21 protein-coding genes and 1 pseudogene are annotated in these 25,697 nt (G+C 72.2%); 12 read left to right on the top strand and 10 right to left on the bottom strand.

All coding sequences use genetic code 11. From position 1 onward, the window contains the following. Window positions 1-670 precede the first annotated feature (670 nt). From OHN19_RS31585 to cobT, 3 genes and pseudogenes are all read right to left on the bottom strand, one after another. Window positions 671-1,348, bottom strand: a pseudogene (locus OHN19_RS31585) (hypothetical protein); the annotation flags it as partial. A 10-nt stretch (window positions 1,349-1,358) separates the two neighbouring features. Further along, window positions 1,359-3,119, bottom strand: a complete 1,761-nt coding sequence (locus OHN19_RS31590) for a phosphatidylglycerol lysyltransferase domain-containing protein (protein WP_330267463.1) — start codon at window positions 3,117-3,119, stop codon at window positions 1,359-1,361. A gap of 144 nt (window positions 3,120-3,263) precedes the next feature. Then, window positions 3,264-4,358, bottom strand: a complete 1,095-nt coding sequence (cobT, locus tag OHN19_RS31595) for a nicotinate-nucleotide--dimethylbenzimidazole phosphoribosyltransferase (RefSeq protein WP_330267464.1) — start codon at window positions 4,356-4,358, stop codon at window positions 3,264-3,266. Window positions 4,359-4,507: 149 nt separating this feature from the next. Here cobT and OHN19_RS31600 point away from each other — a divergent pair, with 149 nt between their 5' ends. Further along, complete coding sequence (locus OHN19_RS31600; RefSeq protein WP_330267465.1) at window positions 4,508-5,296, top strand: class I SAM-dependent methyltransferase; 789 nt, start codon at window positions 4,508-4,510, stop codon at window positions 5,294-5,296. Here the strand turns inward: OHN19_RS31600 and OHN19_RS31605 are convergent. Further along, window positions 5,285-6,487 (bottom strand): bifunctional adenosylcobinamide kinase/adenosylcobinamide-phosphate guanylyltransferase, encoded by a 1,203-nt coding sequence (locus tag OHN19_RS31605; protein ID WP_330267466.1) that lies wholly within the window; start codon window positions 6,485-6,487, stop codon window positions 5,285-5,287. The two genes, OHN19_RS31600 and OHN19_RS31605, sit on opposite strands and share 12 nt — an antisense overlap. A 130-nt stretch (window positions 6,488-6,617) precedes the next feature. On the opposite strand from OHN19_RS31605, the gene OHN19_RS31610 reads away from it, so the two are divergent. Then, entirely contained in the window at window positions 6,618-6,833 is a 216-nt protein-coding gene (locus tag OHN19_RS31610; protein WP_020137368.1) for a hypothetical protein, read from the top strand. Window positions 6,834-6,880: 47 nt separating this feature from the next. On the opposite strand, the gene OHN19_RS31615 is transcribed toward OHN19_RS31610, so the two are convergent. The 3 genes from OHN19_RS31615 to OHN19_RS31625 all read right to left on the bottom strand — a co-directional run bounded on the left by OHN19_RS31615 (window position 6,881) and on the right by OHN19_RS31625 (window position 9,550). Beyond that, window positions 6,881-7,948 (bottom strand): S1C family serine protease, encoded by a 1,068-nt coding sequence (locus tag OHN19_RS31615; protein WP_330267467.1) that lies wholly within the window; start codon window positions 7,946-7,948, stop codon window positions 6,881-6,883. Between the two features lie 139 nt (window positions 7,949-8,087). After that, window positions 8,088-8,789 (bottom strand): methyltransferase domain-containing protein, encoded by a 702-nt coding sequence (locus OHN19_RS31620; protein ID WP_330267468.1) that lies wholly within the window; start codon window positions 8,787-8,789, stop codon window positions 8,088-8,090. An 83-nt stretch (window positions 8,790-8,872) separates the two neighbouring features. Then, window positions 8,873-9,550: a DUF3043 domain-containing protein gene (locus tag OHN19_RS31625; RefSeq protein WP_330267469.1), complete on the bottom strand. Its 678-nt coding sequence runs from the start codon at window positions 9,548-9,550 to the stop codon at window positions 8,873-8,875. A 233-nt stretch (window positions 9,551-9,783) separates the two neighbouring features. On the opposite strand from OHN19_RS31625, the gene OHN19_RS31630 reads away from it, so the two are divergent. From OHN19_RS31630 to OHN19_RS31665, 8 genes are all read left to right on the top strand, one after another. Continuing rightward, window positions 9,784-10,548 carry a PspA/IM30 family protein gene (locus tag OHN19_RS31630; protein ID WP_028809590.1) on the top strand — a complete coding sequence of 255 codons (765 nt, stop codon included), beginning with the start codon at window positions 9,784-9,786 and terminating at the stop codon, window positions 10,546-10,548. Between the two features lie 22 nt (window positions 10,549-10,570). Further along, window positions 10,571-10,849, top strand: coding sequence for a PspA-associated protein PspAA (gene pspAA / locus OHN19_RS31635; protein WP_330267470.1), 279 nt, complete (start codon window positions 10,571-10,573; stop codon window positions 10,847-10,849). 183 nt (window positions 10,850-11,032) lie between these two features. Then, window positions 11,033-12,262: a sensor histidine kinase gene (locus OHN19_RS31640; RefSeq protein ID WP_330267471.1), complete on the top strand. Its 1,230-nt coding sequence runs from the start codon at window positions 11,033-11,035 to the stop codon at window positions 12,260-12,262. Beyond that, entirely contained in the window at window positions 12,259-12,939 is a 681-nt protein-coding gene (locus OHN19_RS31645; protein ID WP_330267472.1) for a response regulator transcription factor, read from the top strand. The genes OHN19_RS31640 and OHN19_RS31645 overlap by 4 nt, the downstream gene beginning before the upstream one ends. Window positions 12,940-13,091: 152 nt before the next feature. Further along, on the top strand, window positions 13,092-16,196 hold the full coding sequence (locus OHN19_RS31650; RefSeq protein WP_330267473.1) for an efflux RND transporter permease subunit: 3,105 nt from the start codon (window positions 13,092-13,094) through the stop codon (window positions 16,194-16,196). A 164-nt stretch (window positions 16,197-16,360) separates the two neighbouring features. After that, window positions 16,361-16,786, top strand: a complete 426-nt coding sequence (locus OHN19_RS31655) for a YciI family protein (protein WP_330267474.1) — start codon at window positions 16,361-16,363, stop codon at window positions 16,784-16,786. Between the two features lie 40 nt (window positions 16,787-16,826). Next, window positions 16,827-17,972: an RNA polymerase sigma factor gene (locus OHN19_RS31660; protein WP_330269757.1), complete on the top strand. Its 1,146-nt coding sequence runs from the start codon at window positions 16,827-16,829 to the stop codon at window positions 17,970-17,972. A gap of 73 nt (window positions 17,973-18,045) precedes the next feature. Further along, window positions 18,046-20,265 (top strand): serine/threonine-protein kinase, encoded by a 2,220-nt coding sequence (locus tag OHN19_RS31665; RefSeq protein WP_330267475.1) that lies wholly within the window; start codon window positions 18,046-18,048, stop codon window positions 20,263-20,265. An 18-nt stretch (window positions 20,266-20,283) separates the two neighbouring features. Here OHN19_RS31665 and nadA read toward each other — a convergent pair whose 3' ends face one another. Next, the gene (gene nadA, locus OHN19_RS31670; RefSeq protein ID WP_123764913.1) at window positions 20,284-21,468 is read right to left on the bottom strand and encodes a quinolinate synthase NadA; all 1,185 of its coding nucleotides are present in this window, start codon (window positions 21,466-21,468) and stop codon (window positions 20,284-20,286) included. 265 nt (window positions 21,469-21,733) lie between these two features. Between nadA and OHN19_RS31675 the strand changes: the two genes are divergently transcribed. Beyond that, window positions 21,734-22,090 carry an iron-sulfur cluster assembly accessory protein gene (locus tag OHN19_RS31675; RefSeq protein WP_020137379.1) on the top strand — a complete coding sequence of 119 codons (357 nt, stop codon included), beginning with the start codon at window positions 21,734-21,736 and terminating at the stop codon, window positions 22,088-22,090. A gap of 88 nt (window positions 22,091-22,178) precedes the next feature. On the opposite strand, the gene OHN19_RS31680 is transcribed toward OHN19_RS31675, so the two are convergent. Further along, on the bottom strand, window positions 22,179-24,197 hold the full coding sequence (locus OHN19_RS31680) for a hypothetical protein (RefSeq protein WP_330267476.1): 2,019 nt from the start codon (window positions 24,195-24,197) through the stop codon (window positions 22,179-22,181). Window positions 24,198-24,361: 164 nt separating this feature from the next. Next, complete coding sequence (locus OHN19_RS31685) at window positions 24,362-24,571, bottom strand: hypothetical protein (protein WP_330267477.1); 210 nt, start codon at window positions 24,569-24,571, stop codon at window positions 24,362-24,364. A gap of 151 nt (window positions 24,572-24,722) precedes the next feature. Between OHN19_RS31685 and OHN19_RS31690 the strand changes: the two genes are divergently transcribed. After that, window positions 24,723-25,697, top strand: a complete 975-nt coding sequence (locus OHN19_RS31690; protein ID WP_330267478.1) for a carbohydrate kinase family protein — start codon at window positions 24,723-24,725, stop codon at window positions 25,695-25,697.

Below are 25,697 nucleotides of genomic sequence, written 5' to 3' on the forward strand. Positions count from 1 at the left end.
CCGTCTCCGAGCCCGCCTGCCCACCTCAGACACTCCGAGGCGACTCCCCGGCCCCGGGCTGCGCCGGACCGCCGGGCCCACCCGCACCCCCTCGCCGACGAACACTCCGCCCAAACCAGGCCCCACCCCCCTCCCCGGCCCGGGAGTCGCCCCGAGCTTCGCGGTCGGCCCGCGCCTCGCCGCCAGCCCCGGCCCGGGAGTCGGCCCGCGCCTCGCGGTTGGCCCCGGCCCGGGAGTCGGTTGAGGTTCTGGAGTCCGCCTCCGCCTTGCCGTCGGCTCCGGCCCGGCATCCGGTCCCAGCCCCAGCCCCGGCCCGGGACTTGGCTGCGGCTCCCGTCCGGGAGTCGGCCTGAGCCTCGCGGTCGGCTCCGGCTTCGGAGTCCGCCCCGGCGCGGTTGGCCCCGGCCCGGGAGTCGGTTGAGATTCTGGGGTCCGCCTCCGCTTTGCCGTCGGCTCCGGCCTGGCATCCGGTCCCAGCCCCGGTCCGGGACTCGGCTGCGGCTCCAGCCCGGGAGTCGGCTCCGGTCCCGGCCCGGGCCTCGGTCCAAGCCTCGCGGTCGGCTGCGGCCTGGCAACCTGCCCCCGCCTCGCGGTTGGCCGCAGCCCCAGAGTCCGCCTCAGCCTCGCCGTCCGTCCCGGCCCCGGATCTGGCCCCGGGCCGACCCCCAGCCCCGCCACCCGACCCGCCCCTCCTCCCAGCCCGGCGTCGCCGTGCCGTCGAGAAGCCGCACAGGAGGAGCATCGCTGCGATGGCGGCCAGGTGTTCTCGGCCGGCCAGGTTCTCCTTTGCCGCCACCTCGACCAGCATCGCCGCGATCACCGCACCCGTGGTGACCCGGGCGCCGTAGCGCAGGCCGAGGAAGACGGCGAGGCCGACCACGGCCGCCGACGGGCCGGTGTCGACGACGTGGGCGTCCGAGGCGGGCAGGCCGAGGGGGTTGTCGGGGCCCAGCCAGATGCCCACGCGCGCGTACAGCGTCCCGGCGAGCGTGGCCGCGTAGGCCAGCGTGAGCGTCCGCCACCGGCCCAGACAGATCTCCGCGATCCCGAACACGAACAGGATCTGTGCCAGCGCCCCCCACACCGGCAGGTCCAGCGCGGGCACGAACAGGGAGAGAGGCGTGCGGAGGAGGGCGAGCCACAGGGGATCCGCCGCGCGCACCGCACCCACGTCCTGGACGAAGCCGTAGCCCCACGACTGGTTGTGCACGAGGTGCAGGGCCGCCGTCAGGCACACGGACGTCAGGGCCAGGGGGACCGCCCGCCACCTCCGCCGCAGCAGCGGCTCGCGCACGGTGCCGTACAGCGCCCCCCACTCCGCGCGAGCCCAGCGGGCGATCCTCTTCATCCCCTGGTCCTCATCTGTGCGTGCTCAGGTGCTCCCGCCGCCGCAGCCACCCCGGCAGTCCCGGCACCTCCAGGAACCCCTCCGCGCGGGCCGACGCGAGGCCGATGCGCGGCAGGTCCGCGCTCTTCTCGAAGAGCAGGAAGCGCGGCTCCCAGATGGGCCGGTACTTGGCGTTGGCCCGGTACAGCGACTCGATCTGCCACCAGCGGGAGAAGAAGCTCAGCAGCGAGCGCCACAGCCGCAGCACCGGCCCGGCACCGAGCCGTGCCCCACGTTCGAAGACCGAACGGAACATGGCGAAGTTGAGCGAGACCTGGGTGATCTCGATCTCCCGGGCCCGGTTGAGGAGCTCGATGACCATGAACTCCACGAGGCCGTTGTCGGCGTCGCGGTCCCGGCGCATGAGGTCGAGCGACAGCCCGTGCGGTCCCCAGGGCACGAAGGACAGCACGGCTTTCAGCTCGCCCTCGCCGTCCCTGCACTCCAGCGCCACGCACCGGCCGTCCGCGGGGTCCCCGAGCCGCCCCAGCGCCATGCTGAACCCGCGTTCGGTGGCCCCGTCCCGCCAATCGTCGGCCCGCCGTACGAGCGCCTCCATCTCCTCGGCGGGGATGTCCTCGTGGCGCCGGATCCGGACCGTGTACCCGGCCCGCTTGACCCGGTTGTAGGCCTGCCGCACGGTCCGCATCGCCCGGCCCTCCAGGGTGAACTCGGCGATCTCGACGATCGCCTCGTCGCCCAGCTCCAGCGCGTCCAGGCCGTGTCGCGCGTACACGGTCCCCGCGTCCTCGCCCGCGCCCATCACCGCCGGCAGCCACCCGTGCACGCGTGCCTCGGCGAGCCACGGCTCGATCGCCCCCGGCCAGGCCTCCGGGTCCCCGATCGGATCGCCGGAGGCCAGCGAGACCCCGCCGACGACCCGGTAGGCCACGGCCGCCTTCCCGGTCGGCGACCACACCACGCTCTTCTCCCGGCGCAGCGCGAAGTACCCGAGCGAGTCCCGCTCCCCGTGCTTGTCCAGCAGCTCCCGCAGGCGCCGCTCGTCGTCCTCGGTGAGCGGGTCGACCGCACGCCGGGAGCGGAAGGCGGCGTAGAAGACGGCCAGGACGAGGATCGTGCTGAGCACGTTGATGGCGACGTCGACCCAGTTCGGCGTGGCGATCCCGTCGAAGCGGGAGTCGTCGGAGGCGACGGAGACCAGCCGCAGGGTGCCGTACCACCACCGCTCGGTGAAGCTGGACGAGCCGGGCGCCTCGTTGGTGACGGTCACCAGCAGGGCGGCCAGTAGCGAGGACACGAGCAGTCCGCCCACCGCGACGGCGGCGGCGAGCCGTGGGTTCGACCGGTCGCCCTTGGCGTAGAACTCCCGCCGCCCGACCAGCAGCGCGACGACGAACGCGGCGGTGAGGACCAGCGAGATCCAGTTCTGCGCGTACCGGCGGATCTCCGGGAACGCCATCGCGAGGACGAACAGCGCGAGGAACGCCCCGGAAAGCACCAGGTTCAGGATCCACGCGGCCCGCTTGCGCCGCCGCATGGTGATGGCGAGGAAGGCCGTGAACACCCCGGAGGCGAAGCCCGCCGTCAGCAGATACGGCGTGAAGTAGTTCTCCTGGTTGTGCCGCCGCACGTCCTGCCCCAGCGTCACCCACACCGCGCTGAGGAAGTTGACGAACGCGACGACCCGCAGGTACCAGACGGCGAACCCGGCGGCCCGCCGAGAGGCGGTGGTGGACGGCCGACGGGTACCGGAATCCAGGACATCTCCCATAAAGGGTGATCCTGCCCCGCTTGTCCGCCGTGGCGGTGCTCAGCCACGGCGACGCACCCCGGCGGTGCCCGACCGGCCGAACCCGGCCCGGCGGTGCCCGACCGGCCGAACCCGGCCCGGCGGTGCCCGACCGGCCGGACCCGGCTACTCCTCCTTCTCCGGCTCCTCGACCTCCGGCTCCTCGGAGGGGGCCTCGGGCCTCTCCGGCAGCTCGGCGGCCAGCGCGGCCGCGGCCTGCACCAGCGGCAGGGCCAGCAGTCCGCCCGCCCCCTCGCCGACCGTCACCCCGTGGTCGAGCAGCGGCTCCAGCGCCATCCGGTCCAGCGCCTTCGTCTGCCCCGGCTCCCCGCTGTTCTGCCCGGCCAGCCACCAGTCCGGCGCCCGGAACGCGATCCGCTGCCCCACCAGCGCACACGCGGACACGACCACGCCGTCCAGCACGACCGGCAGCTTGCGCACCGCGCTCTGGAGCAGGAAGCCCGTGATCGCCGCGAGATCGGCCCCGCCGACCGTCGCCAGCAGCTGCAACTGGTCCCCGAGCACCGGCCGTGCCCGCCTGAGGGCGTCCCGGATCGCCGCGCACTTGCGCATCCACGCCAGGTCGTCGATGCCGGTCCCGCCGCGCCCGGTCACCACGGACGCGTCGGTCCCGCACAGCGCGGCGACCAGCACGCCCGCCGCCGTGGTGCCGCCCACGCTGACATCGCCGAGCACCACGAGATCGGTCCCGGAGTCGGCCTCCTCGTCGGCGACCGCGACCCCGGCCCGGAACGCGGCCTCGGCCTCCTCCGGCGTCAACGCGTCCTCGACGTCGATACGACCGCTCCCGCGCCGCACCCGATGCCGTACGACCTCCTCCGGCAGCCCCTCCGGATCGCAGTCCAGCGCCATGTCCACGACCCGCACCGGCACACCGAGCCGCCGCGCGAGGACCGACACCGGACGACCGCCCTCCAGGACCTCCCGCACCAGCTCCGAGGCGCTGCCCGCGGGCCGTCCGGAGACTCCCTGCGAGGCGATCCCGTGGTCGCCGGCGAACAGGACGACCCGCGGCCGTTCGACCGGCCGTACCGGAACGGCCGACTGCGCCGCGGCCAGCCACTCACCCAGGTCGTCGAGGCGGCCCAGCGCCCCGGGCGGCACGATCTGACGCTCCCGGCGCGCCTCTGCGTCGCGACGCACCCCGCCGTCGGGGCGCTCGATCAGATCGGTGAAGTCGTCGAGATTAAGCGAGCTCATTCGCCGAACAGTACCGGCCCTGATCGAACACGGGGGAGCCACGGGGGCGCCACGGGGCCATGACGTCATTGCACCCAAGATCGCGATCCCATACGTTCCGTTTTATAGCGAATTGCCGTGCTGGATCGCCGTGCGCCCCGGGAGGCCCCATGCCCGCACCAACCGCCCCTTCCCCACGGCGACTTCGCTCCACCGCCCGTGCGCTGCGGTGGCTGCCGGAGCCGGAGAGCTGGCTGGACGTGGGGACGGGGGACGCGGACTTCCCGGAGGCGGCGCGCACGTTCTTCCCCTACACGGCCTTCGACGGCGTCGACCCCACGCCCCGCGTCCTGCACGCCCAGGCCGTCGAACGCCTGGAGGAGGGCTACCGGGGCGCCCTGACGGACCCGCACCTCGCCGCGCACCTCCGCGCCCGCTACGACGTGGTCAGCCTCCTGAACCGGCCGGCCGACCCCGGGGAACTCCGGGCCGCCCTCGCCGCCCTGCGCCCCGGCGGCCACCTCCTCGTGGAGTCCCCCGAGGACCCCCGGCCCCTACTGGAGTCCCACGGCTGCACGATCATCACCACGTCCCGCAGATCCGCGCACATCCCGCCCCGCGTGGCGACCGCGCTGCCCCCGAACCTGACCCCGCTCCTGCCGGCCGCCCGAGCACTGGACCACACCCTGTCCCTCCTCCTGTCCGGCACCCGCTTCGCGGGCACGTACCGGGTGATCGCCCGCAAGAGCACGAACACCCGGGCCCGGGTCGTGGGCGCCGGGACCAGCTCCGGTCGGACCGCGGGCGCCGGGGACGGGCAAGCCCAGGGCGCCGAGACCAGCTCCGGCCGGGCCGTGATCCCCGGGGACGGGCATGCCCAGGATGTGGATTCCGGGCCCGGCGGCGGTCGGGACGCCGGCGGGCAGGGGGACGCGGCGTCGGCGTCCTCAGCCTCGTAGGACCAGGGCCTGTCCCGCCACCACCAGCAGCACCTGCTCGCACTCGGTCGCGAACGCCGTGTTCAGGCGCCCGAGTTCGTCCCGGTACCGGCGTCCGGACGCCGTGGCCGGCACGATCCCCGACCCGACCTCGTTGGACACGGCGACCACGGTCCGCCGCGTCGCGCGCACCGCCTCCGTCAACTCCCGCACCCGCGCCCGCAGTTCCCGCTCCCCACCGCCGGCCCACTCGACGTCGTCCCAGGCCCCCACCGCATCCATCGCGTCCGTCAGCCACAGCGACAGACAGTCGATCAGCAGCGGCGCCCCGTCGTCCTTCAGCAGCGGCACCAGGTCGCACGTCTCCGCCGTACGCCACGACCCCGGCCGCCGCTCCCTATGCGCGGCGACCCGCGAGCCCCACTCGGTGTCCCCGCTCCGCGTCCCCCCGGTGGCCACGTACAGCACCTCGGGAAACGCCTCCAGCCGCCGCTCCGCCTCCACCGACTTCCCGGACCGCGCCCCGCCCAGCACCAGCGTCCGCCGCGGCACATCCGGTACGTCCTCGTAGGCGCCGACGGCGAGGGTCGTCCCGTCCGGCACGGCCCGCGCCCCGGCCGCGGCCAGCCTCCGCCGCAACTCGGCGCCGGGAGGCACGTCGTGGTCCACATGCACGGCGACGACATCGGTCGTGGGCCCCACCGCTCCCACCGCCCGCAGCCGCGCCAGCGCGTCCGGTCGCCGTACGACATCGGCGAGCACCATGTCGTACGGCTCGACGGCGCCCTCCTCCAGCCCCGCGGGCGCGCCCCCCGGCGGCAGGTACAGCAGCCGCTGCCCGTCGGGGCCGGTCACCGCGTACCCGGTCCCCGGCGCGTCCATCGCCACGGCCCGCACCCGATGCCCCGTCAACAACGCCAACTCCCGCCCGTCCGGCACCCGCCCCGGCTGCGGAACCCCGGCGGGGACCTCGACGGGGGGCCCGTCGTGGGGGTGCGACAGCAGGACCTGCCGCACACCGGCGAGGGAATGTCCGCTGCGGGCGGCGGCGAAGGCGGCCCCGGGCGTGAGATCGAGCAACAGCGTCTCGTCGACGAGCAACGAGGTGGCGGCGCGGGCCTCCGTGGCGACAGCGGTTGCGCAGGCGGCACAGGGACAGTCGGGACGGGGAAGGCCGCTGGGGGCGCCGGTACCGAGCAGAGTGAGTTCCACGGAAACGATTCTCTCCGGTCACTGTCGATCAAGCGCGCGCAATGGCACCCCTGCGGGCCCCCACCTGCCCGCAGACCCCGAACCACCGCTTAGGGTGCTCTTCGTAACGGCTCAAACACGGGAGGCTCACATGGCGACATGGACCTGGCGATTCGAGAAGTCCGACGGTGCGGAGACCGAGCCCGCGGTCGAGCCGGAGGAGTTCACGACCCAGGGGGACGCCGAGTCCTGGCTCGGTGAGTACTGGAAGCCCCTGCTCGCGGGCGGCGCGGAACAGGTCCGGCTGTTCGAGGACGCCACCGAGATCTACGGCCCGATGAGCCTGAAGGCGGCCGAGGAGGCGTAGCAGTGGCAGGGCGGGGGTTTCCCGGGAAGCCCCCGCCCACCGCGCCCCTACTGCTCACCCAGCGTCACGTCCACCGTCTTGGCGCTGCCGTTCCGCGTGTAGGTCACGGACGTCTTCTGGCCCGGTTTCATCCCCGCCAGCGCCTCGGACAGCGAGGTGATCGTCGTGACCGGGGTGTCGCCCAGCTGCGTGATCACGTCCCCCTCCTGGAGGCCGGCCTTGTCCGCGGCCCCGCCCTCCTCGACCTCGACGACCGCGACCCCGGCGGCCTGGAACGCGCCGTCCACGACGGTACGGCCGGTGATGCCGAGCGCGGCCCGGCCCGAGTCGGTGACCTTGCCGTCCTCGATGATCTGACCGGCGACCGTCTTCACCATCGACGCGGGGATCGCGAACCCGATCCCGGGCGCCGCGCTGCCGATCCGGGGGTCGGTGGCGGCCAGCGTCGGGATGCCGATGACCTGGCCGTCGAGGTTGACGAGGGCGCCGCCGCTGTTGCCGGGGTTGATGGCCGCGGACGTCTGGACCATGTTGGGGATGGTCGCGCCGGTACCGCCGTCGCTGCCGCCCTCGCTGACGGTCCGTCCGGTCGCCGAGACGATGCCCTGGGTCACGCTGGACGACAGCCCGAGCGGTGATCCCATGGCGAGGACGATCTGTCCGACCGCCACCTTGGCGGAGTTCCCGAAGGCCGCGGGCCGCAGCCCGTCCGGCACCTTGTCCAGCTTGACGACGGCCAGGTCCTGCTCGGGATACGAGTAGACGAGCGTCGCCGTCAGCACGTTCTCGCTGTTCGCCGTCGTCACCTCGAAGGTCTTCGCGTCCCCGACGACATGCGCGTTGGTGACGATGTGCCCCTGGTCGTCGTACACCACCCCGGACCCCAGATCACCGCCGGTCTGGATCTGTACGACCGACGGCAGAACGTCCTTGATCACCTTCTGGTAGGTGCTCTGCAGGTCGCCGTCGGCGGCGGGCACGGCGGCCTGGGTGGTCGAGCTCTCCTCGCGGCCGGAAGAACCGGAGTCCGAGTCCGAACAGCCGGCCAGCAGGCCGACGCAACACACGAGCACCGCCACGGACAGCCGCAGAGCGCGGGTACGCGAAGCATTCATGCCCCGAGTCTCACGTCGATGCCCGTCCCCGAGCCCGCACTGTTCGCCCGAACGGGCTCAGCCCGCATCCCGCACGAGTGCGTACGGGTTCAGCCCCGCACCCCGCTCAGCTCCGCATCCCGATCAGGCGCGCGCGGCCTCAGCCCCGCACCCCGCACAGGTGCAGCAGCGCCGCGACCCCCCGGTACGGATCCGTGCGCCCCGCCCGTTCCTCGCAGGCCAGCAGTGTCTCGATGTCGTCCGGTACCTCGGCGTCGTCCAAGGCCGTGTCCGTGAACACCCGCACGCCGTACCAGGCCTGGAGCGGCGCCCCGATGCCCGCGAGCGTCGCGGTCAGGGTGTCCAGCCGGTCGGCCCGCACATCGAGGCCCAGCCGGTTCCGGTAGGCGGTGGTGTCGAAGGCGCCGAGCGCGCCGGTCCAGTCCCCGGCCAGTCCCGGCCGCATCGCCAGCGCGTCGCCGTTGCGCACGAGCAGCGACAGCAGCCCGCCCGGCGCCAGCATCCGCGCCAGCCCGGCAAGCAGCGGGTCGGGCTCCTCGACGTACATGAGCACGCCGTGGCAGAGCACGATGTCGAAGCTGCCCGGCAGGAAGTGCACCCCGGTGTCCCGGCCGTCGCCCTCGATGATCCGCATCCGCTCCCGGATGCCCTCCGGCTCGGCGGACAGCGACTCCCGGGCCGCCGCCACCATCGTGGAGTCCTGCTCGAGCCCGGTCACCTGATGTCCGGCACGGGCCAGCCGTAGCGCCTGCGTGCCCTGGCCCATCCCCACGTCGAGCACCCTGAGCCGCTGCCCGACCGGGTACCGCCCCACTATCTGCTCGTCGAGCTGCCGGGCCACCAGCTCCTGCCGTACGACGTTCCGCAGCCCGCCCAGCTTGCCCAGCCAGGCATCGGCCGCACCCCCGGAGAAAGACGTCGTACTCAGGGCCGCTCTCCGCGCTTGACCTGAGGCTTCGGCAGCCGGAGGCGACGCATCTGGAGAGAGCGCATCAGGGCGTAGCCGACCGCGCCCTTGCGGTCCTGGTCCGGGAAGCGCTGCAGGAGCTGCTTGCGCAGCCGGAAGGCGTTGACGATCGCGTCGAGCACGATGAGCACGATCACGACCAGCCACAGCAGCAGCGCGATGCTCTGCAGCGCACCCACCCGCACCAGGCTCAACACGAGGATGACCACGGCCATGGGCAGGAAGAACTCGGCCACGTTGAACCGCGAGTCGATGAAGTCGCGCGCGAACTTGCGCACCGGGCCCTTGTCCCGCTTGGGCAGGTAGCGCTCGTCGCCGCCGGCCAGCGCCTGACGCTGCCTCTCCAGCGCGCTGCGGCGCTCCTCCCGCTGGCGCCTCGCGGCGTCCTTGCGGGTGAGCGAGGTGTTGGCGACGCTGCGGCGCTGGGACTGGGCCTCACTGCGCTTGGGCGTGGGCCGGCCCTTGGGGGCCTGCGGGTCGCGGATCTGCTTGGAGTCGGTCAGCTGCGCCTTGTCGGCGACGGCGGCCTTCTCTTCCTTGGTGGCACGGCTACGGAACACAAAACCCAAGGGTAAGGGGTGTCCGGGGTTGGACCCCAGCCCCGTGGGGAACGATCCGGCAACACCAGTCGTCATGTAGGGGGACAGAGGGGACGTCCGGTGACGGGTCACTCACCCTGAAGGTCACCTACTCCTTACGCCGGAGCAAGGGATTCGTCAGTCGTCCTTGGGGATGAGCGCATCCGTCCCCGAACAGTGCGTCAATGGATGCAGGGCCCGTACTGTGGGTTCTGTCGCAGAGCTGGAGCTGGAAGTCCGTCAGAAGGGGGCGCGCGAAGCCCATGAGCGGTGTCATGAAGCGTATGGGGATGATCTTCCGCGCGAAGGCGAACAAGGCCCTTGACCGGGCCGAGGACCCGCGCGAAACCCTCGATTACTCCTACCAGAAGCAGCTGGAGCTGCTCCAGAAGGTGCGCCGGGGCGTGGCCGACGTGGCCACCTCGCGCAAGCGCCTGGAGCTCCAGCTCAACCAGCTGCAGTCGCAGTCCTCGAAGCTCGAGGACCAGGGCCGCAAGGCGCTCGCGCTCGGCCGTGAGGACCTGGCCCGCGAGGCCCTGTCCCGCCGTGCCGCGCTCCAGCAGCAGGTGACCGACCTCGAGACCCAGCACTCCACGCTCCAGGGCGAGGAGGAGAAGCTCACCCTTGCGGCCCAGCGGCTCCAGGCCAAGGTGGACGCCTTCCGTACGAAGAAGGAGACCATCAAGGCGACGTACACCGCGGCCCAGGCGCAGACCCGGATCGGCGAGGCCTTCTCCGGCATCTCCGAGGAGATGGGCGACGTGGGCCTGGCGATTCAGCGTGCCGAGGACAAGACGGCCCAGCTCCAGGCGCGGGCCGGCGCGATCGACGAACTGCTCGCCTCCGGCGCCCTCGACGACCAGTCCGGCATGCACAAGGACGACATCCAGGCCGAGCTGGACCGGCTCTCCGGTGGTACGGATGTAGAGCTGGAACTGCAGCGCATGAAGGCGGAGCTGGCGGGAGGGTCCTCGCAGCAGGCGATCGAGGGCGGCACCGGCCAGTCGCAGTCCCAGCAGCAGCCGCAGGACACCCCACGCTTCGACAAGCAGTAGGGCCCACGCCGAGGAGGGCGACATGATCGTAAGGATCATGGGGGAGGGTCAGGTGAGGCTGGCCGACAGCCACCTCGCCGACCTGAACAAGCTGGACGACGAGTTGTTGTCCGAGATGGAGAAGGGCGACGGCCCGGGCTTCCGCCGCACCCTCCAAGCCCTCCTCACCAGGGTCCGCGAACTGGGCGACCCCCTCCCGGACGACTCCCTGGAACCCTCGGAACTGATCCTCCCGTCCCCGGACGCCACCCTGGAGGAAGTCCGGGAACTGCTCAGCGACGACGGCCTGATCCCAGGCTGAGGGCCGTACCTTTGGACGCCGGTTCGGGTCACTCCAGCCCGTCCGGCGTTCGAGGACGAGGCCCGCAAGGGCCGATGGGGGGTCTGGGGGCGCAGCCCCCAGGGACGCGCACCCCCACCCACCCGAGGCCGCGAACGCACAGCCACCCCCCGACACCCCCCGGCCCCAGCGCCGCAGGAAGACGTGACCCCCCGAGACCGAGTCCGCCGCCACCTCAAGGCACACCCCGTCGCCGCGGACGCCGTCCTCGCCACGGGAGTCCTCGTCTGCATGGTCGCCGGCTCCTTCGTGGACCCCCACGGCGAGCACGACGTCAGCTGGAGCATCCGCACCCCGGCCTCCCTCAGCCTCGTCCTCATCGCCCTCGCGGCCGCCGCCCTGGTCTTCCGCCGCCGCGCCCCCCTCACGGTCCTGGCCCTCACCGGCGCCGCCTCCGTCACCGAGTGCGTCACCGGCGACCCCCGCGCCCCCGTCGCCATGGCCGCCGTGATCGCCCTCTACACGGTCGCCTCCACCACCGACCGCCCCACCACCTGGCGGGTCGGCCTGCTCACCATGACCGTGCTCACCGGCGTCGCCATGCTCGCCGGGCCGCTGCCCTGGTACGCCCAGGAGAACCTCGCGATCTTCGCCTGGACCGGCATCGGCGCCACCGCGGGCGACGCCGTGCGCAGCCGCCGCGCCTTCGTCCAGGCCATCAGGGAGCGCGCCGAGAAGGCGGAACGCACCCGCGAGGAGGAGGCCCGCAGAAGGGTCGCCGAGGAACGCCTGCGCATCGCCCGCGACCTGCACGACGTCGTCGCCCACCACATCGCCCTGGTCAACGTCCAGGCCGGGGTCGCCGCCCACGTCATGGACAAGCGGCCCGACCAGGCCAAGGAAGCCCTCGCCCACGTCCGCGAGGCCAGCCGCTCAGCCCTCAACGAACTCCGCGCCACCGTCGGTCTGCTCCGGCAGTCCGGCGACCCCGAGGCGCCCACCGAACCGGCTCCCGGCCTCGCCCGCCTCGACGAACTCGTCGGCACCTTCCGCAGCGCGGGCCTGCACGTCGAGGTCGCCCGCGCCGATCACGGCACCACCCTGCCCGCCGCCGTCGACCTCGCCGCCTACCGGGTCATCCAGGAAGCCCTCACCAACGTCCAGAAGCACGCGGGGACGGAGGCGAAGGCCGAGGTCAGCGTCGTACGCGTCGGCCCGAACGTGGAGATCACCGTCCTCGACAACGGCAACGGCGAGGACCACGACCCGGACGGAGGCGGCGGCCACGGACTGCTCGGCATGCGCGAGCGCGTCACCGCCCTGCGCGGCACCCTCACCACCGGTCCCCGCTACGGAGGCGGCTTCCGCGTCCATGCGATCCTGCCGGTCAAGACCCGATCCGCAGCCAAGGACCAGCCGGGGGAGACCGTATGACGATCCGTGTCCTGCTCGCCGACGACCAGGCACTGCTGCGCAGTGCCTTCCGTGTGCTCGTCGACTCGGAGCCGGACATGGAGGTGGTCGGCGAGGCGTCCGACGGTGCCGAGGCCGTGCGGCTCACCAAGGAGGAGCGCGCCGACGTCGTCCTGATGGACATCCGGATGCCCGGCACGGACGGTCTCGCCGCCACCCGGATGATCAGCGCCGACCCGTCCCTCGCGCACGTCCGCGTGGTCATCCTGACGACCTTCGAGGTCGACGACTACGTCGTGCAGTCCCTGCGGGCCGGCGCCTCCGGCTTCCTCGGCAAGGGCAGCGAGCCCGACGAGCTCCTCAGCGCCATCCGGGTCGCGGCCGGTGGCGAGGCCCTGCTGTCCCCGGCCGCCACCAAGGGCCTGATCGCCCGCTTCCTCGCCCAGGGCGACGCGGACGACGCGCACGACCCCGTCCGCGCCGAACGCCTCGACGCCCTCACCGTCCGCGAGCGCGAGGTCCTCGTGCAGGTGGCCGGCGGCCACTCCAACGACGAGATCGCCGAGCGCCTGGAGGTCAGCCCGCTCACCGTCAAGACCCACGTCAACCGGGCCATGGCCAAGCTGGGCGCCCGGGACCGGGCCCAGCTCGTGGTGATCGCCTACGAGTCGGGGCTGGTACGGCCGAGGGTGGAGTGACGCCCGGCCCGTGTACTGCGGCCGGAGTAGGTGCCGGACAAGGAACTGGACCTGGGGGCTACGAAACACCTCACACCGATGGCACAGGGTTGAGGGGCGACCACGGCCGCATCGGCCACTTCTGCCGCTCACAGAATTGAGAACCCTCACCCATGTCCTGGCTGTCCCGATTCAGCCTCGCGCAGCGGGCCCTCATAGGGCTGATGTCCATCATCGCGATCGCGTTCGGCGCGATCGCGATCCCGCAGCTGAAGCAGCAACTCCTGCCCACCATCGAACTGCCGATGGTGTCGGTGATCGCGCCCTACCAGGGTGCCGCCCCCGACGTCGTCGAGAAGCAGGTCGTCGAGCCCATCGAGAACAACCTCGAAGCCGTCGACGGCGTCTCCGGCGTCACCTCCACGGCGAGCGAGGGCAACGCCGTGATCATGGCGTCCTTCGACTACGGCAACGACACCAAGCAGCTCGTCGCCGACGTCCAACTGGCCGTCAACCGGGCCCAGTTGCCCCAGGACGTGGACCCGCAGGTGGTCGCGGGCTCCACGGACGACATGCCGACGGTGGTGCTCGCCGTCACCTCGGACAAGGACCAGCAGGCCCTCGCGGACCGGCTGGACCGGACCGTCGTACCGGAGCTGAAGAACATCGACGGCGTCGGCCAGGTCACCGTCAGCGGTGTCCGCGACCTCCAGGTCGCCGTGACCCCGGACGAGAAGAAGCTCGCGGCAGCGGGCCTGACGACCCAGTCCCTCGCGCAGGCGCTCCAGGCGGGCGGCGCGACCGTCCCGGCCGGCTCCTTCGACGAGGACGGCGCCAACCGGACGGTCCAGGTCGGCGGCGGCTTCACCTCGCTGGAGCAGATCCAGAACCTCATGCTCAAGGGTTCGGGCAAGCCGGTCCGGCTGGCCGACCTGGCCGGCGTGAAGCAGGTGCCGGCCCCGGCCGACTCGATCACCCGCACCGACGGCAGGCCCAGCCTCTCCGTCGCGGTCACCATGGACCACGACGGCAGCGCGGTCGCCATCTCGGACGCGGTCGAGGACAAGCTGCCCGGCCTGCGCCAGGACCTCGGTTCCGGCGCGACGATCACCGTCGTCAGCGACCAAGGCCCGGCGGTCGCGAAGGCCATCTCGGGCCTGACCACCGAGGGCGCGCTCGGCCTGCTCTTCGCGGTCCTGGTCATCCTGGTCTTCCTGGCGTCGGTCCGCTCGACGCTGGTGACGGCGGTCAGTATCCCGCTCTCCGTCGTCCTGGCCCTGATCGTGCTGTGGACCCGCGACCTGTCGCTCAACATGCTGACGCTGGGCGCGCTGACCATCGCGATCGGCCGGGTCGTCGACGACTCCATCGTCGTCCTGGAGAACATCAAGCGGCACCTCGGCTACGGCGAGGAGCGGCACTCGGCGATCCTCACCGCGGTCCGCGAGGTGGCCGGCGCGGTCACCTCCTCGACCCTCACCACGGTCGCCGTGTTCCTGCCGATCGGCCTGGTCGGCGGCATGGTGGGCGCCCTGTTCGGCGCGTTCAGCCTCACGGTGACGGCGGCCCTGCTGGCCTCGCTGCTGGTGTCCCTGACGGTCGTCCCGGTCCTGTCGTACTGGTTCCTGCGCGCCCCGAAGGGCACCCCCGAGGACGCGGACGAGGCACGCCGGCTCGCGGAGGAGAAGGAGGCGAGGAGCAGGCTCCAGCGCTTCTACGTCCCCGTCCTGCGCTTCGCGACACGGCGCCGTCTGACCAGCGTGCTGCTGGCGGCCGTGATCCTGATCGGCACCTTCGGCATGGCCCCGCTCCTGAAGACCAACTTCTTCGACCAGGGCGAGCAGGAAGTCCTCACCGTCAAGCAGGAGTTGAAGCCCGGCACCAGCCTGGCGGCGACCGACGTCCAGGCGAGGAAGGTCGAGAAGCTGCTCGCCGGCACCAAGGGCGTCAAGGACTACCAGGTCACCATCGGCTCCTCCGGCTTCATGGCGGCCTTCGGCGGCGGGACGGACACCAACCAGGCGTCCTACCAGGTCATGCTGGAGGACTCGGCGCAGTACGACCGGGTCCAGGACGACATCGAGGCGGGCCTGAAGAAGCTCGACGGCATCGGCACCACGACCGTCGCCGCCGGGGACGGCTTCGGCAGCCAGGACCTCAGCGTGGTCGTGAAGGCGGCCGACGCGAACGTCCTGCGCAAGGCGTCCGAGCAGGTCCGCAAGACGGTGGCGGGGCTGGACGACGTCACCGACGTGACGAGCGACCTCGCGCAGAGCGTGCCGCGCATCTCCGTGAAGGCCAACGACAAGGCCGCGGCGGCGGGCTTCGACGACCAGGCCCTGGGCGCCGCGGTGACCCAGGCCGTCAAGGGCACCACGGCCGGCCGGGCCGTCCTGGACGACACCGAGCGGGACGTCGTCATCAAGTCGGCGAAGCCGGCGGCCACCCTGGAGCAGCTGCGGAACCTGCGGCTCGGGCCGGTGAAACTGGGCGACATCGCCACGGTGAAGCTGGTGGACGGCCCGGTGTCGATGACCCGGATCGACGGCCAGCGGGCCGCCACGATCACGGCGAAGCCGACCGGCGACAACACCGGCGCGGTCAGCGCGGACCTCACCTCCAAGCTGGACGCCCTCAAGCTCCCCAAGGGCGCCACGGCCGAGATCGGCGGGGTCACCTCGGACCAGGACTCGGCGTTCAAGAACCTGGGCCTGGCCATGCTGGCGGCGATCGCGATCGTCTTCATGCTGCTGGTGGCGACCTTCCGCTCCCTGGCCCAGCCGCTGATCCTCCTGGTCTCGATCCCCTTCGCGGCCACCGGCGCGATCGGCCTCCTGGTCGTCACCGGCACCCCGATGGGCGTCCCGGCGATGATCGGCATGCTGATGCTCATCGGCATCGTGGTGACCAACGCGATCGTGCTGATCGACCTGATCAACCAGTACCGCGAGCAGGGCTACGGCGTCGTCGAGGCCGTGATCGAGGGCGGCCGACACCGGCTGCGCCCGATCCTGATGACGGCCCTGGCGACGATCTTCGCGCTCCTCCCGATGGCGCTGGGCGTCACCGGCGAGGGCGGCTTCATTGCCCAGCCGCTCGCGGTGGTCGTGATCGGCGGCCTGATCACCTCGACCCTGCTGACCCTCCTGCTGGTCCCGACTCTCTACACGATGCTGGAGCTCCGCAAGGAGCGCCGGGCGAAGAGGCGGGCGGCGAAGCGGGGCGAGACCCCCGCGGCACCGGCCCCGGCCGAGGAACCGGAAACGGCAGGCGTCTGACCTGCCCGGGAGCCCCTCGCGGCGCGACTGCGAGGGGCTCCTGCCGTTTCCCCGGGAAATCCGCGAAAAGAAATCCCCGCGACGATGTCGAGAACCCGCGCCCCGCTCCGTCCCCGTGGTGAGAGCGGCCAGAATGGGCCGCATCGGGACCGAGGAGAGACATCATGGCCAAGTACCTGCTGCTCAAGCACTACCGCGGCGCTCCGGCTCCGGCCAACGACGTGCCCATGGAGAAGTGGACGCCCGAGGAGATCTCGGCCCATGTGCAGTACATGCGGGACTTCGCGGAGCGGCTGGAGAAGACCGGGGAGTACGTCGACGGCCAGGCGCTCGCTCCCGAGGGGACGTGGGTGCGGTACGACGGCGAGGGGCGCCCGCCCGTCACTGACGGCCCGTTCGCCGAGACCAAGGACCTCATCGCCGGGTGGATGGTGATCGACGTCGACACCTACGAGCGGGCCCTCGAACTGGCCGGGGAGCTGTCGGCCGCCCCCGGCGCCGGCGGGAAGCCGATCCACGAGTGGCTGGAGCTGCGCCCGTTCTACGCGACCTCGCCCACCACCACGGACGACTGCCACGCCGGTGGATGAGGCGACCCCCACGCCGACGGACGGGGCGGCTGCCACGCCGGTGGACGAGGCGCTGCTCAGAAGCCTCACCCCGGCCGTGCTGACCGTCCTCGTCCGCCGCGGGGCCGACTTCGCGGCGGCCGAGGACGCCGTCCAGGACGCGCTCGTCGAGGCCCTGCGGGTCTGGCCCGCCGACCCGCCGCGGGACCCCAAGGGCTGGCTGGTGACTGTGGCCTGGCGGAAGTTCCTCGACGCGACCCGCGCGGACACCGCACGCCGCCGTCGTGAGGACCGTGTCGACGAGGAACCGGCGCCCGGCCCCGCGCCCGCCGTGGACGACACGCTCCAGCTGTACTTCCTGTGCGCCCACCCCTCGCTGACCCCGTCCTCCGCCGTCGCCCTCACCCTGCGCGCGGTCGGCGGACTCACCACCCGCCAGATCGCCGCGGCCTACCTGGTGCCCGAGGCGACCATGGCGCAGCGCATCAGCCGGGCCAAGCGGGCCGTCTCCGGCGTCCGCTTCGACCAGCCCGGCGATGTCGCCACCGTGCTGCGCGTGCTCTACCTGGTCTTCAACGAGGGCTACTCCGGCGACCTCGACCTCGCCGCCGAGGCCATCCGCCTCACCCGGCAGCTCTTCGCGGCCTTCGACCACCCCGAGGTCGCGGGCCTGCTCGCCCTGATGCTGCTCCACCACGCCCGCCGCGCCTCCCGCACCGCCCCCGACGGCGCCCTGGTGCCGCTCGCCGAGCAGGACCGCACCCGCTGGGACACCACCGCCATCGCCGAGGGCGTCCGCATCCTCCAGACCGCCCTCTCCCGGGACCGCCTGGGCGAGTTCCAGGCCCAGGCCGCCATCGCAGCCCTGCACGCCGACGCGCCCACCGCCGAGGAGACCGACTGGGTGCAGATCGTCGAGTGGTACGACGAACTCGCCCGGCTGACCGACAGCCCGGTCGTCCGCCTCAACCGCGCGGTCGCCGTGGGCGAGGCCGACGGCCCCCGCGCGGGCCTGGCCGCCCTCGCCGAGCTGGACGACTCCCTGCCCCGCCACACCGCGGTCGCGGCCTACCTCCACGAACGCGCCGGCGACCTCGCGACCGCGGCCCGCCTGTACGCCGAGGCCGCCCCCAAGGCCCCCAACCTCGCCGAACGCGACTACCTGACCCGCCAGGCGGCCCGCCTCAACTCCCGTGGGAGGCAGTGACTTCCCCGTTCGGCGGAGCCGGTTACATATGCTGACCCTCGAACTGCCGTGCACGGGGGAGAGGGATTCGGGCGTGCCACTGCACAAGGACGACCCGAAGTCGGTCGGCGGGTACAGAATCCTCGACCGGCTCGGCACCGGCGGCATGGGCGTCGTCTACCGCGGCAGGACCCGCTCCGGGCGCGAGGTCGCCGTGAAGGTCGTGCATGCCCAGTACGCCGAGGACAGGGTCTTCCGCGCCCGGTTCCGCCAGGAGATCGAGTCCGTGCGCAAGGTGAGCGGCGCCTTCACCGCCCCGGTGGTGGACGCCGACCCCGAGGCGGTACGGCCCTGGATGGCCACCCAGTACGTGCCCGGCCGTTCCCTCGCCGACCGGATCCGCGAGCGGGGCGCGCTGCGCGGCACCGAACTGCGGCAGCTGGCCCTCGGGTTGGTGGAGGCGCTGCGGGACATCCACCGGGTCGGAGTCGTGCACCGCGACCTCAAGCCCGCCAACGTCCTGCTGGCCCAGGACGGGCCCCGCGTCATCGACTTCGGCATCTCCCGCGCCGCCGAGAACCACAACACCCTCACCGAGACCGGGCAGATGATCGGCACCCCGCCCTTCATGTCCCCGGAACAGTTCACCGACGCCCGTACGGTCGGCCCCGCCTCCGACGTCTTCTCGCTCGGCGCTCTGCTGGTGTTCTCGGCCACCGGACGGGGACCGTTCGACACCGACAGCCCCTATCTGACCGCCTTCCGGGTCGTCCACGAGGCCCCCGTCCTCGACGGCGTGGCCGAGCCGCTGCGCGCGGTCCTGGCGCGCTGCCTGGCCAAGGCGCCCGCGGACCGCCCCGAACTGGACACGCTGGCCAAGGAGTTCGCGGACATCCTGCCCGAGGCCGACGACGTCGAGGACGTCCTGCCCGACGCCCACGACCCGGACCCGCCGCCGGCCGTCGAAGGGCCGTACGCCGAGGACGCACCGGCGATCCCCCGCACCCGGCGGGTCCGCCGCCCCCTCCTCGTGGCGACCGGCACGGTCTGCGCCCTGGCCCTGGGCCTGCTCGGATACCTCCGGTTCGGACCGGGCTTCACGGACGGGGACACGGCCGCCGCCCCGCCCGCGGACTCCCGCTGGGCCGCCGTGCCCGCGGGCTGGCAGCCCTGGCAGACGACGGTGCGCGAGACGGCGCCCCGGGGCGAGACCAAGCCGCTCGACACCGGCCGAGCCGCCTCCGCCGAGGCCACCTGCCGACGGTACGAGGACGCGGTCTACTGCGCGGGTGACGAGGTCCTCCCGGTGCGCCTGGACGGCCGTACGGGACGCACCGTCTGGCGCGCCTCCCTCGCGTCCGCCGACTCCGGCGAGACCGGGCTGAACAGCTTCACGCTCCTCGGGGTGCGGGACGGCGCGGTGATCGTCCGGCAGGTCGTGCGTCCGGACGGCGCCACCGACAGCACGGTCACCGTCGTCGCCCTCGACACGGACAGCGGCGAGCGGTTGTGGTCCCGCGAGGTCAACGACGTGAGTGTCGACCTGGTCGTGTCCGGCGACCTCGTCCTGACCACCGGCCCGAACGGGCGGCTGGTGACGGCCCGCGACCCGCGTACCGGCGCCGACCGCTGGACCGCGCAGATGCCCTCCGGCAACTACTGCGTGTTCCCGGCCGCGGGCTCCGGCCTGTACGCGCACTGCTTCCCGAACGACGGGACGCGGCCCGCCGAGGTCATGGAGCTGAACCGGACCGACGGCTCGGTCGTCCGGCGCCTGAAGACCCCGCACACGAGCGTTCTGCTCGGCGTCGTGGACGGCCGGCTGGCCTTCGTGGTCGGGGGCATCACCCGTCCGGCAGCCCCCCAGGACCTGACGTTCGCCAAGATCCTGCTGCTCGACCCCGGCACCGGCGCCGGCTCCACGACGAAGCTGGCGAAGACGTACGAGGGCTCGGTGACCCTGGCCGACGGCACCCTGTGGATCACCGGGGCCAACGGCCAGGTGACCGCCGTGTCCCCGCTGACCGGCGGACAGCTGTGGCAGACCCGCACCGGCGCCGAGGGCTCGGGCCGGCCCACCTACGACACCCGCACCCGCACGCTGTACCTCGTCAGCACCAGCGGCCGGGTCGCGGCCCTCGACGGACGCGAGGGCACCCTGCTCTGGGAGACGGGCGCGCACGCCGAACAGCTCGCCGACGGCGAAGTGACCAGGTCCGAGGTGCTGCCCTACGGCGGCGCGCTCATCGCGAGCACCCCCGACGGCACCGTCTTCAGCCTCGACCCGGCCCACCCCGAGCAGAACCCGGGGTGAGCCCTCGGCAGGCCGTGACTACGGCAGCGCCAGCATCCGCTCCAGGGCCAGCTTGGCGAACGCCTCGGTCTCCTTGTCGACCTCGATCCGGTTGACCAGCTTGCCCTCGGCCAGCGACTCCAGGGTCCACACCAGGTGGGGCAGGTCGATGCGGTTCATGGTCGAGCAGAAGCAGACCGTCTTGTCGAGGAAGACGATCTCCTTGCCCTCGGGGGCGAAACGGTTCGCGAGCCGTCGTACGAGATTGAGCTCCGTGCCGATGGCCCACTTCGAGCCGGCCGGGGCCGCCTCCAGCGCCTTGATAATGTACTCCGTCGAGCCGACGTAGTCCGCCGCGGCGACGACCTCGTGCTTGCACTCCGGGTGCACCAGGACGTTCACCCCGGGGATGCGGGCGCGGACGTCCTCCACCGACTCGAGCGAGAAGCGGCCGTGCACCGAGCAGTGGCCGCGCCACAGGATCATCTTGGCGTCCCGCAGCTGCTCGGCGGTCAGACCGCCGTTCGGCTTGTGCGGGTTGTAGACGACGCAGTCCTCCAGGGACATGCCCATGTCGCGGACGGCGGTGTTGCGCCCGAGGTGCTGGTCCGGGAGGAAGAGCACCTTCTCGCCCTGCTCGAAGGCCCACTCCAGGGCCCGCTTCGCGTTCGACGACGTGCAGATCAGGCCGCCGTGCTTGCCCGTGAACGCCTTGATGTCCGCCGAGGAGTTCATGTACGACACCGGCACGACCTGCTCGGCTATGCCGGCCTCGGTGAGCACGTCCCAGCACTCGGCGACCTGCTCGGCCGTCGCCATGTCGGCCATCGAGCAGCCGGCGGCGAGGTCGGGCAGGACGACCTTCTGGTCGTCGGAGGTGAGGATGTCCGCCGACTCGGCCATGAAGTGCACACCGCAGAACACGATGTACTCGGCCTCCGGGCGGGCGGCCGCGTCCCGGGCCAGCTTGAAGGAGTCGCCCGTGACGTCGGCGAACTGGATGACCTCGTCACGCTGGTAGTGGTGGCCGAGGACGAACACCTTCTCGCCGAGCTTCTCCTTGGCCGCGCGGGCGCGCTCGACCAGGTCGGGGTCGGACGGGGAAGGCAGGTCGCCGGGGCACTCGACGCCCCGCTCGCTCCTCGGGTCGGCCTCACGGCCGAGCAGCAACAGGGCGAGCGGAGTCGGCTGTACGTCGAGCTCCGTGGTCTGGGCGGTGGTCACGACACGCACCCTTTCTACTTTTCGTCGAACTGACGTTATCTATCATAACCCGGTTCACGTCACTTTGACGATGGTCATTGCGTCGATGTGACGTGAATCCCGAAACGGGGCTCATGGGGCCCGGACGCGGCATTTTCTGCTCACCGCCGCATGTGCGAGCATGAAGAAGGCGCCGAAAATCCGGCGTCCGGCCCGGAATGAATCCGCGGCCTTGCCGGTTGCACCAGTCGGCAAGCAGTCTCCGTACAACCCGGGAGAGATGTAGATGTCCGTATCGGACGAGACCGGCACCGTCACCGACGGCATCATCCTGTCCGACGCCGCCGCGGCGAAGGTCAAGGCCCTGCTCGACCAGGAAGGCCGTGACGACCTGGCCCTGCGCGTCGCCGTTCAGCCCGGCGGCTGCTCCGGCCTGCGTTACCAGCTGTTCTTCGACGAGCGCTCGCTCGACGGTGACGTGGTCAAGGACTTCGGTGGCGTCAAGGTCGTCACCGACCGCATGAGCGCCCCGTACCTGGGCGGCGCGTCCATCGACTTCGTGGACACCATCGAGAAGCAGGGCTTCACGATCGACAACCCGAACGCCACCGGCTCCTGCGCCTGCGGTGACTCCTTCAGCTAAGGCGCACGGCGTCCACGGCTGACACGCACACCATGCGAAAGGCGGCGGCCCCTGCTCAGGGGCCGCCGCCTTTCGCATGTCCGCAGGGTCACCGGGCCCCGGAGGTCTCCGGCAGCCGTGCCCCCGCCTTCTTCAGCGGGATCTCCTTGCCGTCCGAGCCCACGACCTTGCGGTCGCCGAGCGGCTCGTCCAGCGACACCGTCTTCTGGATCTCCTTGGCGATCATGATGCAGACCTTGTCCGGCCAGGGCTTGGCGGTGACCGTGACCTTCACCTCGCCCGAACCCTCGCTCGCCGCCGCGGTGTAGTCCGCGCACACCCCGCCCGTGAAGCTCACGGTCAGCTCGTCGCCCTCGGCCGTGTAACCGTCGATCTTGACGTCCCGGGTCTTCGGCGCGGAGGTCGGTTCGCCGGAGGGGTCGGTGGGGGCGGGCGTCACGGTCGCCGGAGCGGCGACGTACTTCGGGTCGACCGCCGGATACGTCACCGTGAAGGCGTCGTTCGCACCCGCCGCCCGCACCTCGAACAGCCAGGACGGCACCAGCGCCGGCTTGCCGCCCACGAAGTGCGAGGCGAGCCCGAACACCGCCTTGTCGACGGTGAGCGTGCTGCCCGAGGGGCTCGCCGTCGACTGCCCGCAGGGCGCCTCGAAGCGGTCCTTCAGCGGTACGGGACTCGCGCAGCCGCCGATGCCCATGCGGTGGTCGGTCGCCGGCACCTTGTTCAGCAGCCCGAGCGTCTTCTCCGCGCTCAGCACGGGATACGTGTCGCTCTTGACCGGTGCCTCCAGCCGGCCGCTGCCGCTGACCACTTCACCCTGCGCGTTCACGGTGACGCCGGTGGCCCAGCCGTACGTGGGCAGCCCGCCCACGACCGGATCGGCGTTCACCACCCGCTGCGCGCCGATGACCTGGCTCGTGTCGAGCTTCGCGCCGCCCTGGCCGACCGCCTTCAGCACCGGCGCGGCGGCCTTCTCCGCGGCGGCCGCGCTCACCGGCTCGTCGGTGGTGGCGCCGGGCTCCGCCCCGCACACGGTGGCGCTGTCGCAGTGGTCGATGACGGGGGAGTAGCGCTGGAAGCTCCACGCCCCCGGCGCCTGCCGGTTCACCTGGAGACTCGGCCCCGAACCGTCCTTGACCCCGACCCGCCAGACCTGCCCCTGCGCCACCGGCGTCCCGCTCACCCCGAGCGCCTCGGCGAGCCGCGTCACGTCGTCCTCGGTGACCTGCCCCTGGACCCGGTACACCGGCGCCGAACCGGGCCCCTTCGGCAGGCTCCCGTCCACGCGATAGGTCACGCCGTACGGATTCGGCTCACCCGGCGCGATGCCGTTCCCGCCCCCTTCACCGCCCCCGCTGTAACCGTCGAGCGCGAGAGGCGGAGGCGTGTCGTCCCCGGCCGCCCCGGAGGTCGTACCCCCACCGGAGTCACCGGACGTACTGGCGGCCAGATAGGCCCCACCCCCACCCACCAACAACACGGCAGCGGCTACGGCGGCAACGGCCACGGGCGACCGAAGCCGCCCGGAGCGGGGAGCGCCGGTCTCCTCGTCACGGGGGATCTCGGAGTCGGGGGCGGGGAGGCCGACGGGCGCCGCAGGGCCCACCGGCGCGGCTTCGGCATCGCCGTCGGCGGCAGCCGCTGCCACGGCGTTGGTCTCGGCATCGGGGGAGGCGGGGGACTGATCGGACTCGGACCGGGGGTCCACGGGCTCGTCAAGGCGGGAGGACTTGGTGCCGGTGTCCGCGGGCTCCTCAGCGGGCTCGGGAGCGGGGCCTGCGGACTCGTCGGAAGCGGTGGCCTCGGAAGCCGTGAGCTTGTCGAGGGCGGTGCGGGCGGGAGCCGGGGTCTCGTCGTCGCCGGCAGTCGTGCCGTCGGCCGGGGTTCCGCCCGTGCCGCCTTCGGTCGCGTCCTCAGGCCGCTCCGCCGTGTCTCCGGCGGCGACCGACGCCTCCTCAGCCCCCCGGCCCTCGGCACCGACCTCGGCCGGAGCCCCGGAACCCCGCTCCTCCTCGGCACCCCTGACCTCATCGGCACCGTGGGCTTCCGCAGCGCTCCCGTCCCCGTCGCCGGAAACCTCGCCGTTGTCGGGTCGCTCGGTGTTCACCGCATCGCTCCTTCTGCTGCGCAACTGTCCCTCGACCCTGACCCGACCCTGTCAAAAAGGTCGGCAAACGGGTCGTATGCCGCATCCCCTTTCCGGGGGACGGCGATGGGACGCAGCGGGGGAGCGCGCGGTTCCCTACAACGCGCCGACTCGCGCCCCGTGGCTCAGTCGCCGTACTCCGACATGGCCTCCAGCAGCCGCGCGGAGCCCTCCGGCACCGTCACACCGTGGATGAGCGAGGGGGAGACCGGAAGGGAGACCATCCGCTCCGGAACCGCCCAGTGGGGAGCCATCCGGGCGCAGTCCCCGAGCAGCGAGGCGAGGTCGCTGTCCAGGCCGGCCGGGGTGGGGGCGTACAGCTCGAGGTTCGTCATGACGGAACCGTAAGCACCCCGGAGCCCGCGAAGAAAGATCTACTATCGGGTAGTTTTACCTGCTTCAGCGCTCCGTCTGCCGCCTCGCAGTACTCCATACGGACCCGATAGCGTTAACCGTCAATACACCCTCCCTCAGGAGAGCCACGCCGTGCGTATCGCAGTCACCGGCTCCATCGCCACCGACCACCTCATGACCTTCCCCGGCCGCTTCGCCGACCAGTTCGTCGCGGACCAGCTGCACACGGTCTCGCTCTCCTTCCTGGTCGACAACCTCGACGTCCGCAGGGGCGGCGTCGGCGCGAACATCGCCTTCGGCATGGGCCAGCTCGGCACCAACCCGATCCTCGTCGGCGCCGCGGGCTTCGACTTCGACGAGTACCGTGCCTGGCTCGACCGGCACGGCGTCGACACCGCGTCCGTGCGGATCTCCGAGACGCTCCACACGGCCCGCTTCGTGTGCACCACCGACGCCGACCACAACCAGATCGGCTCCTTCTACACGGGCGCGATGAGCGAGGCCCGGCAGATCGAGCTCAAGACGGTCGCCGACCGCGTGGACGGCCTCGACCTGGTCCTCATCGGTGCCGACGACCCCGAGGCGATGCTCCGCCACACCGAGGAGTGCCGGTCCCGCGGCATCCCGTTCGCCGCCGACTTCTCCCAGCAGATCGCCCGCATGAACGGCGACGAGATCCGCATCCTCCTGGACGGGGCCACGTACCTCTTCTCCAACGAGTACGAGAAGGGGCTCATCGAGTCCAAGACGGGCTGGTCGGACGCGGAGATCCTGGCGAAGGTGGGCCACCGGGTCACCACGCTCGGCGCGCAGGGCGTCAAGGTCGAGAAGGCCGGCGAGGAGCCGATCGTCGTCGGCTGCGCGGAGGAGGAGCGCAAGGCCGACCCCACGGGCGTCGGCGACGCCTTCCGCGCCGGCTTCCTCTCGGGCCTGTCCTGGGGCGTCTCGCTGGAGCGCGCCGCCCAGGTCGGCTGCATGCTGGCGACCCTCGTCATCGAGACGGTGGGCACGCAGGAGTACCGGCTGCGGCGGGAGAGCTTCATGGAGCGCTTCACCAAGGCGTACGGCGACGAGGCGGCCGAAGAGGTTCGCACCCACCTCAAGTGA

This window comes from Streptomyces griseorubiginosus (assembly GCF_036345115.1).
Classification (GTDB): domain Bacteria; phylum Actinomycetota; class Actinomycetes; order Streptomycetales; family Streptomycetaceae; genus Streptomyces; species Streptomyces griseorubiginosus_C.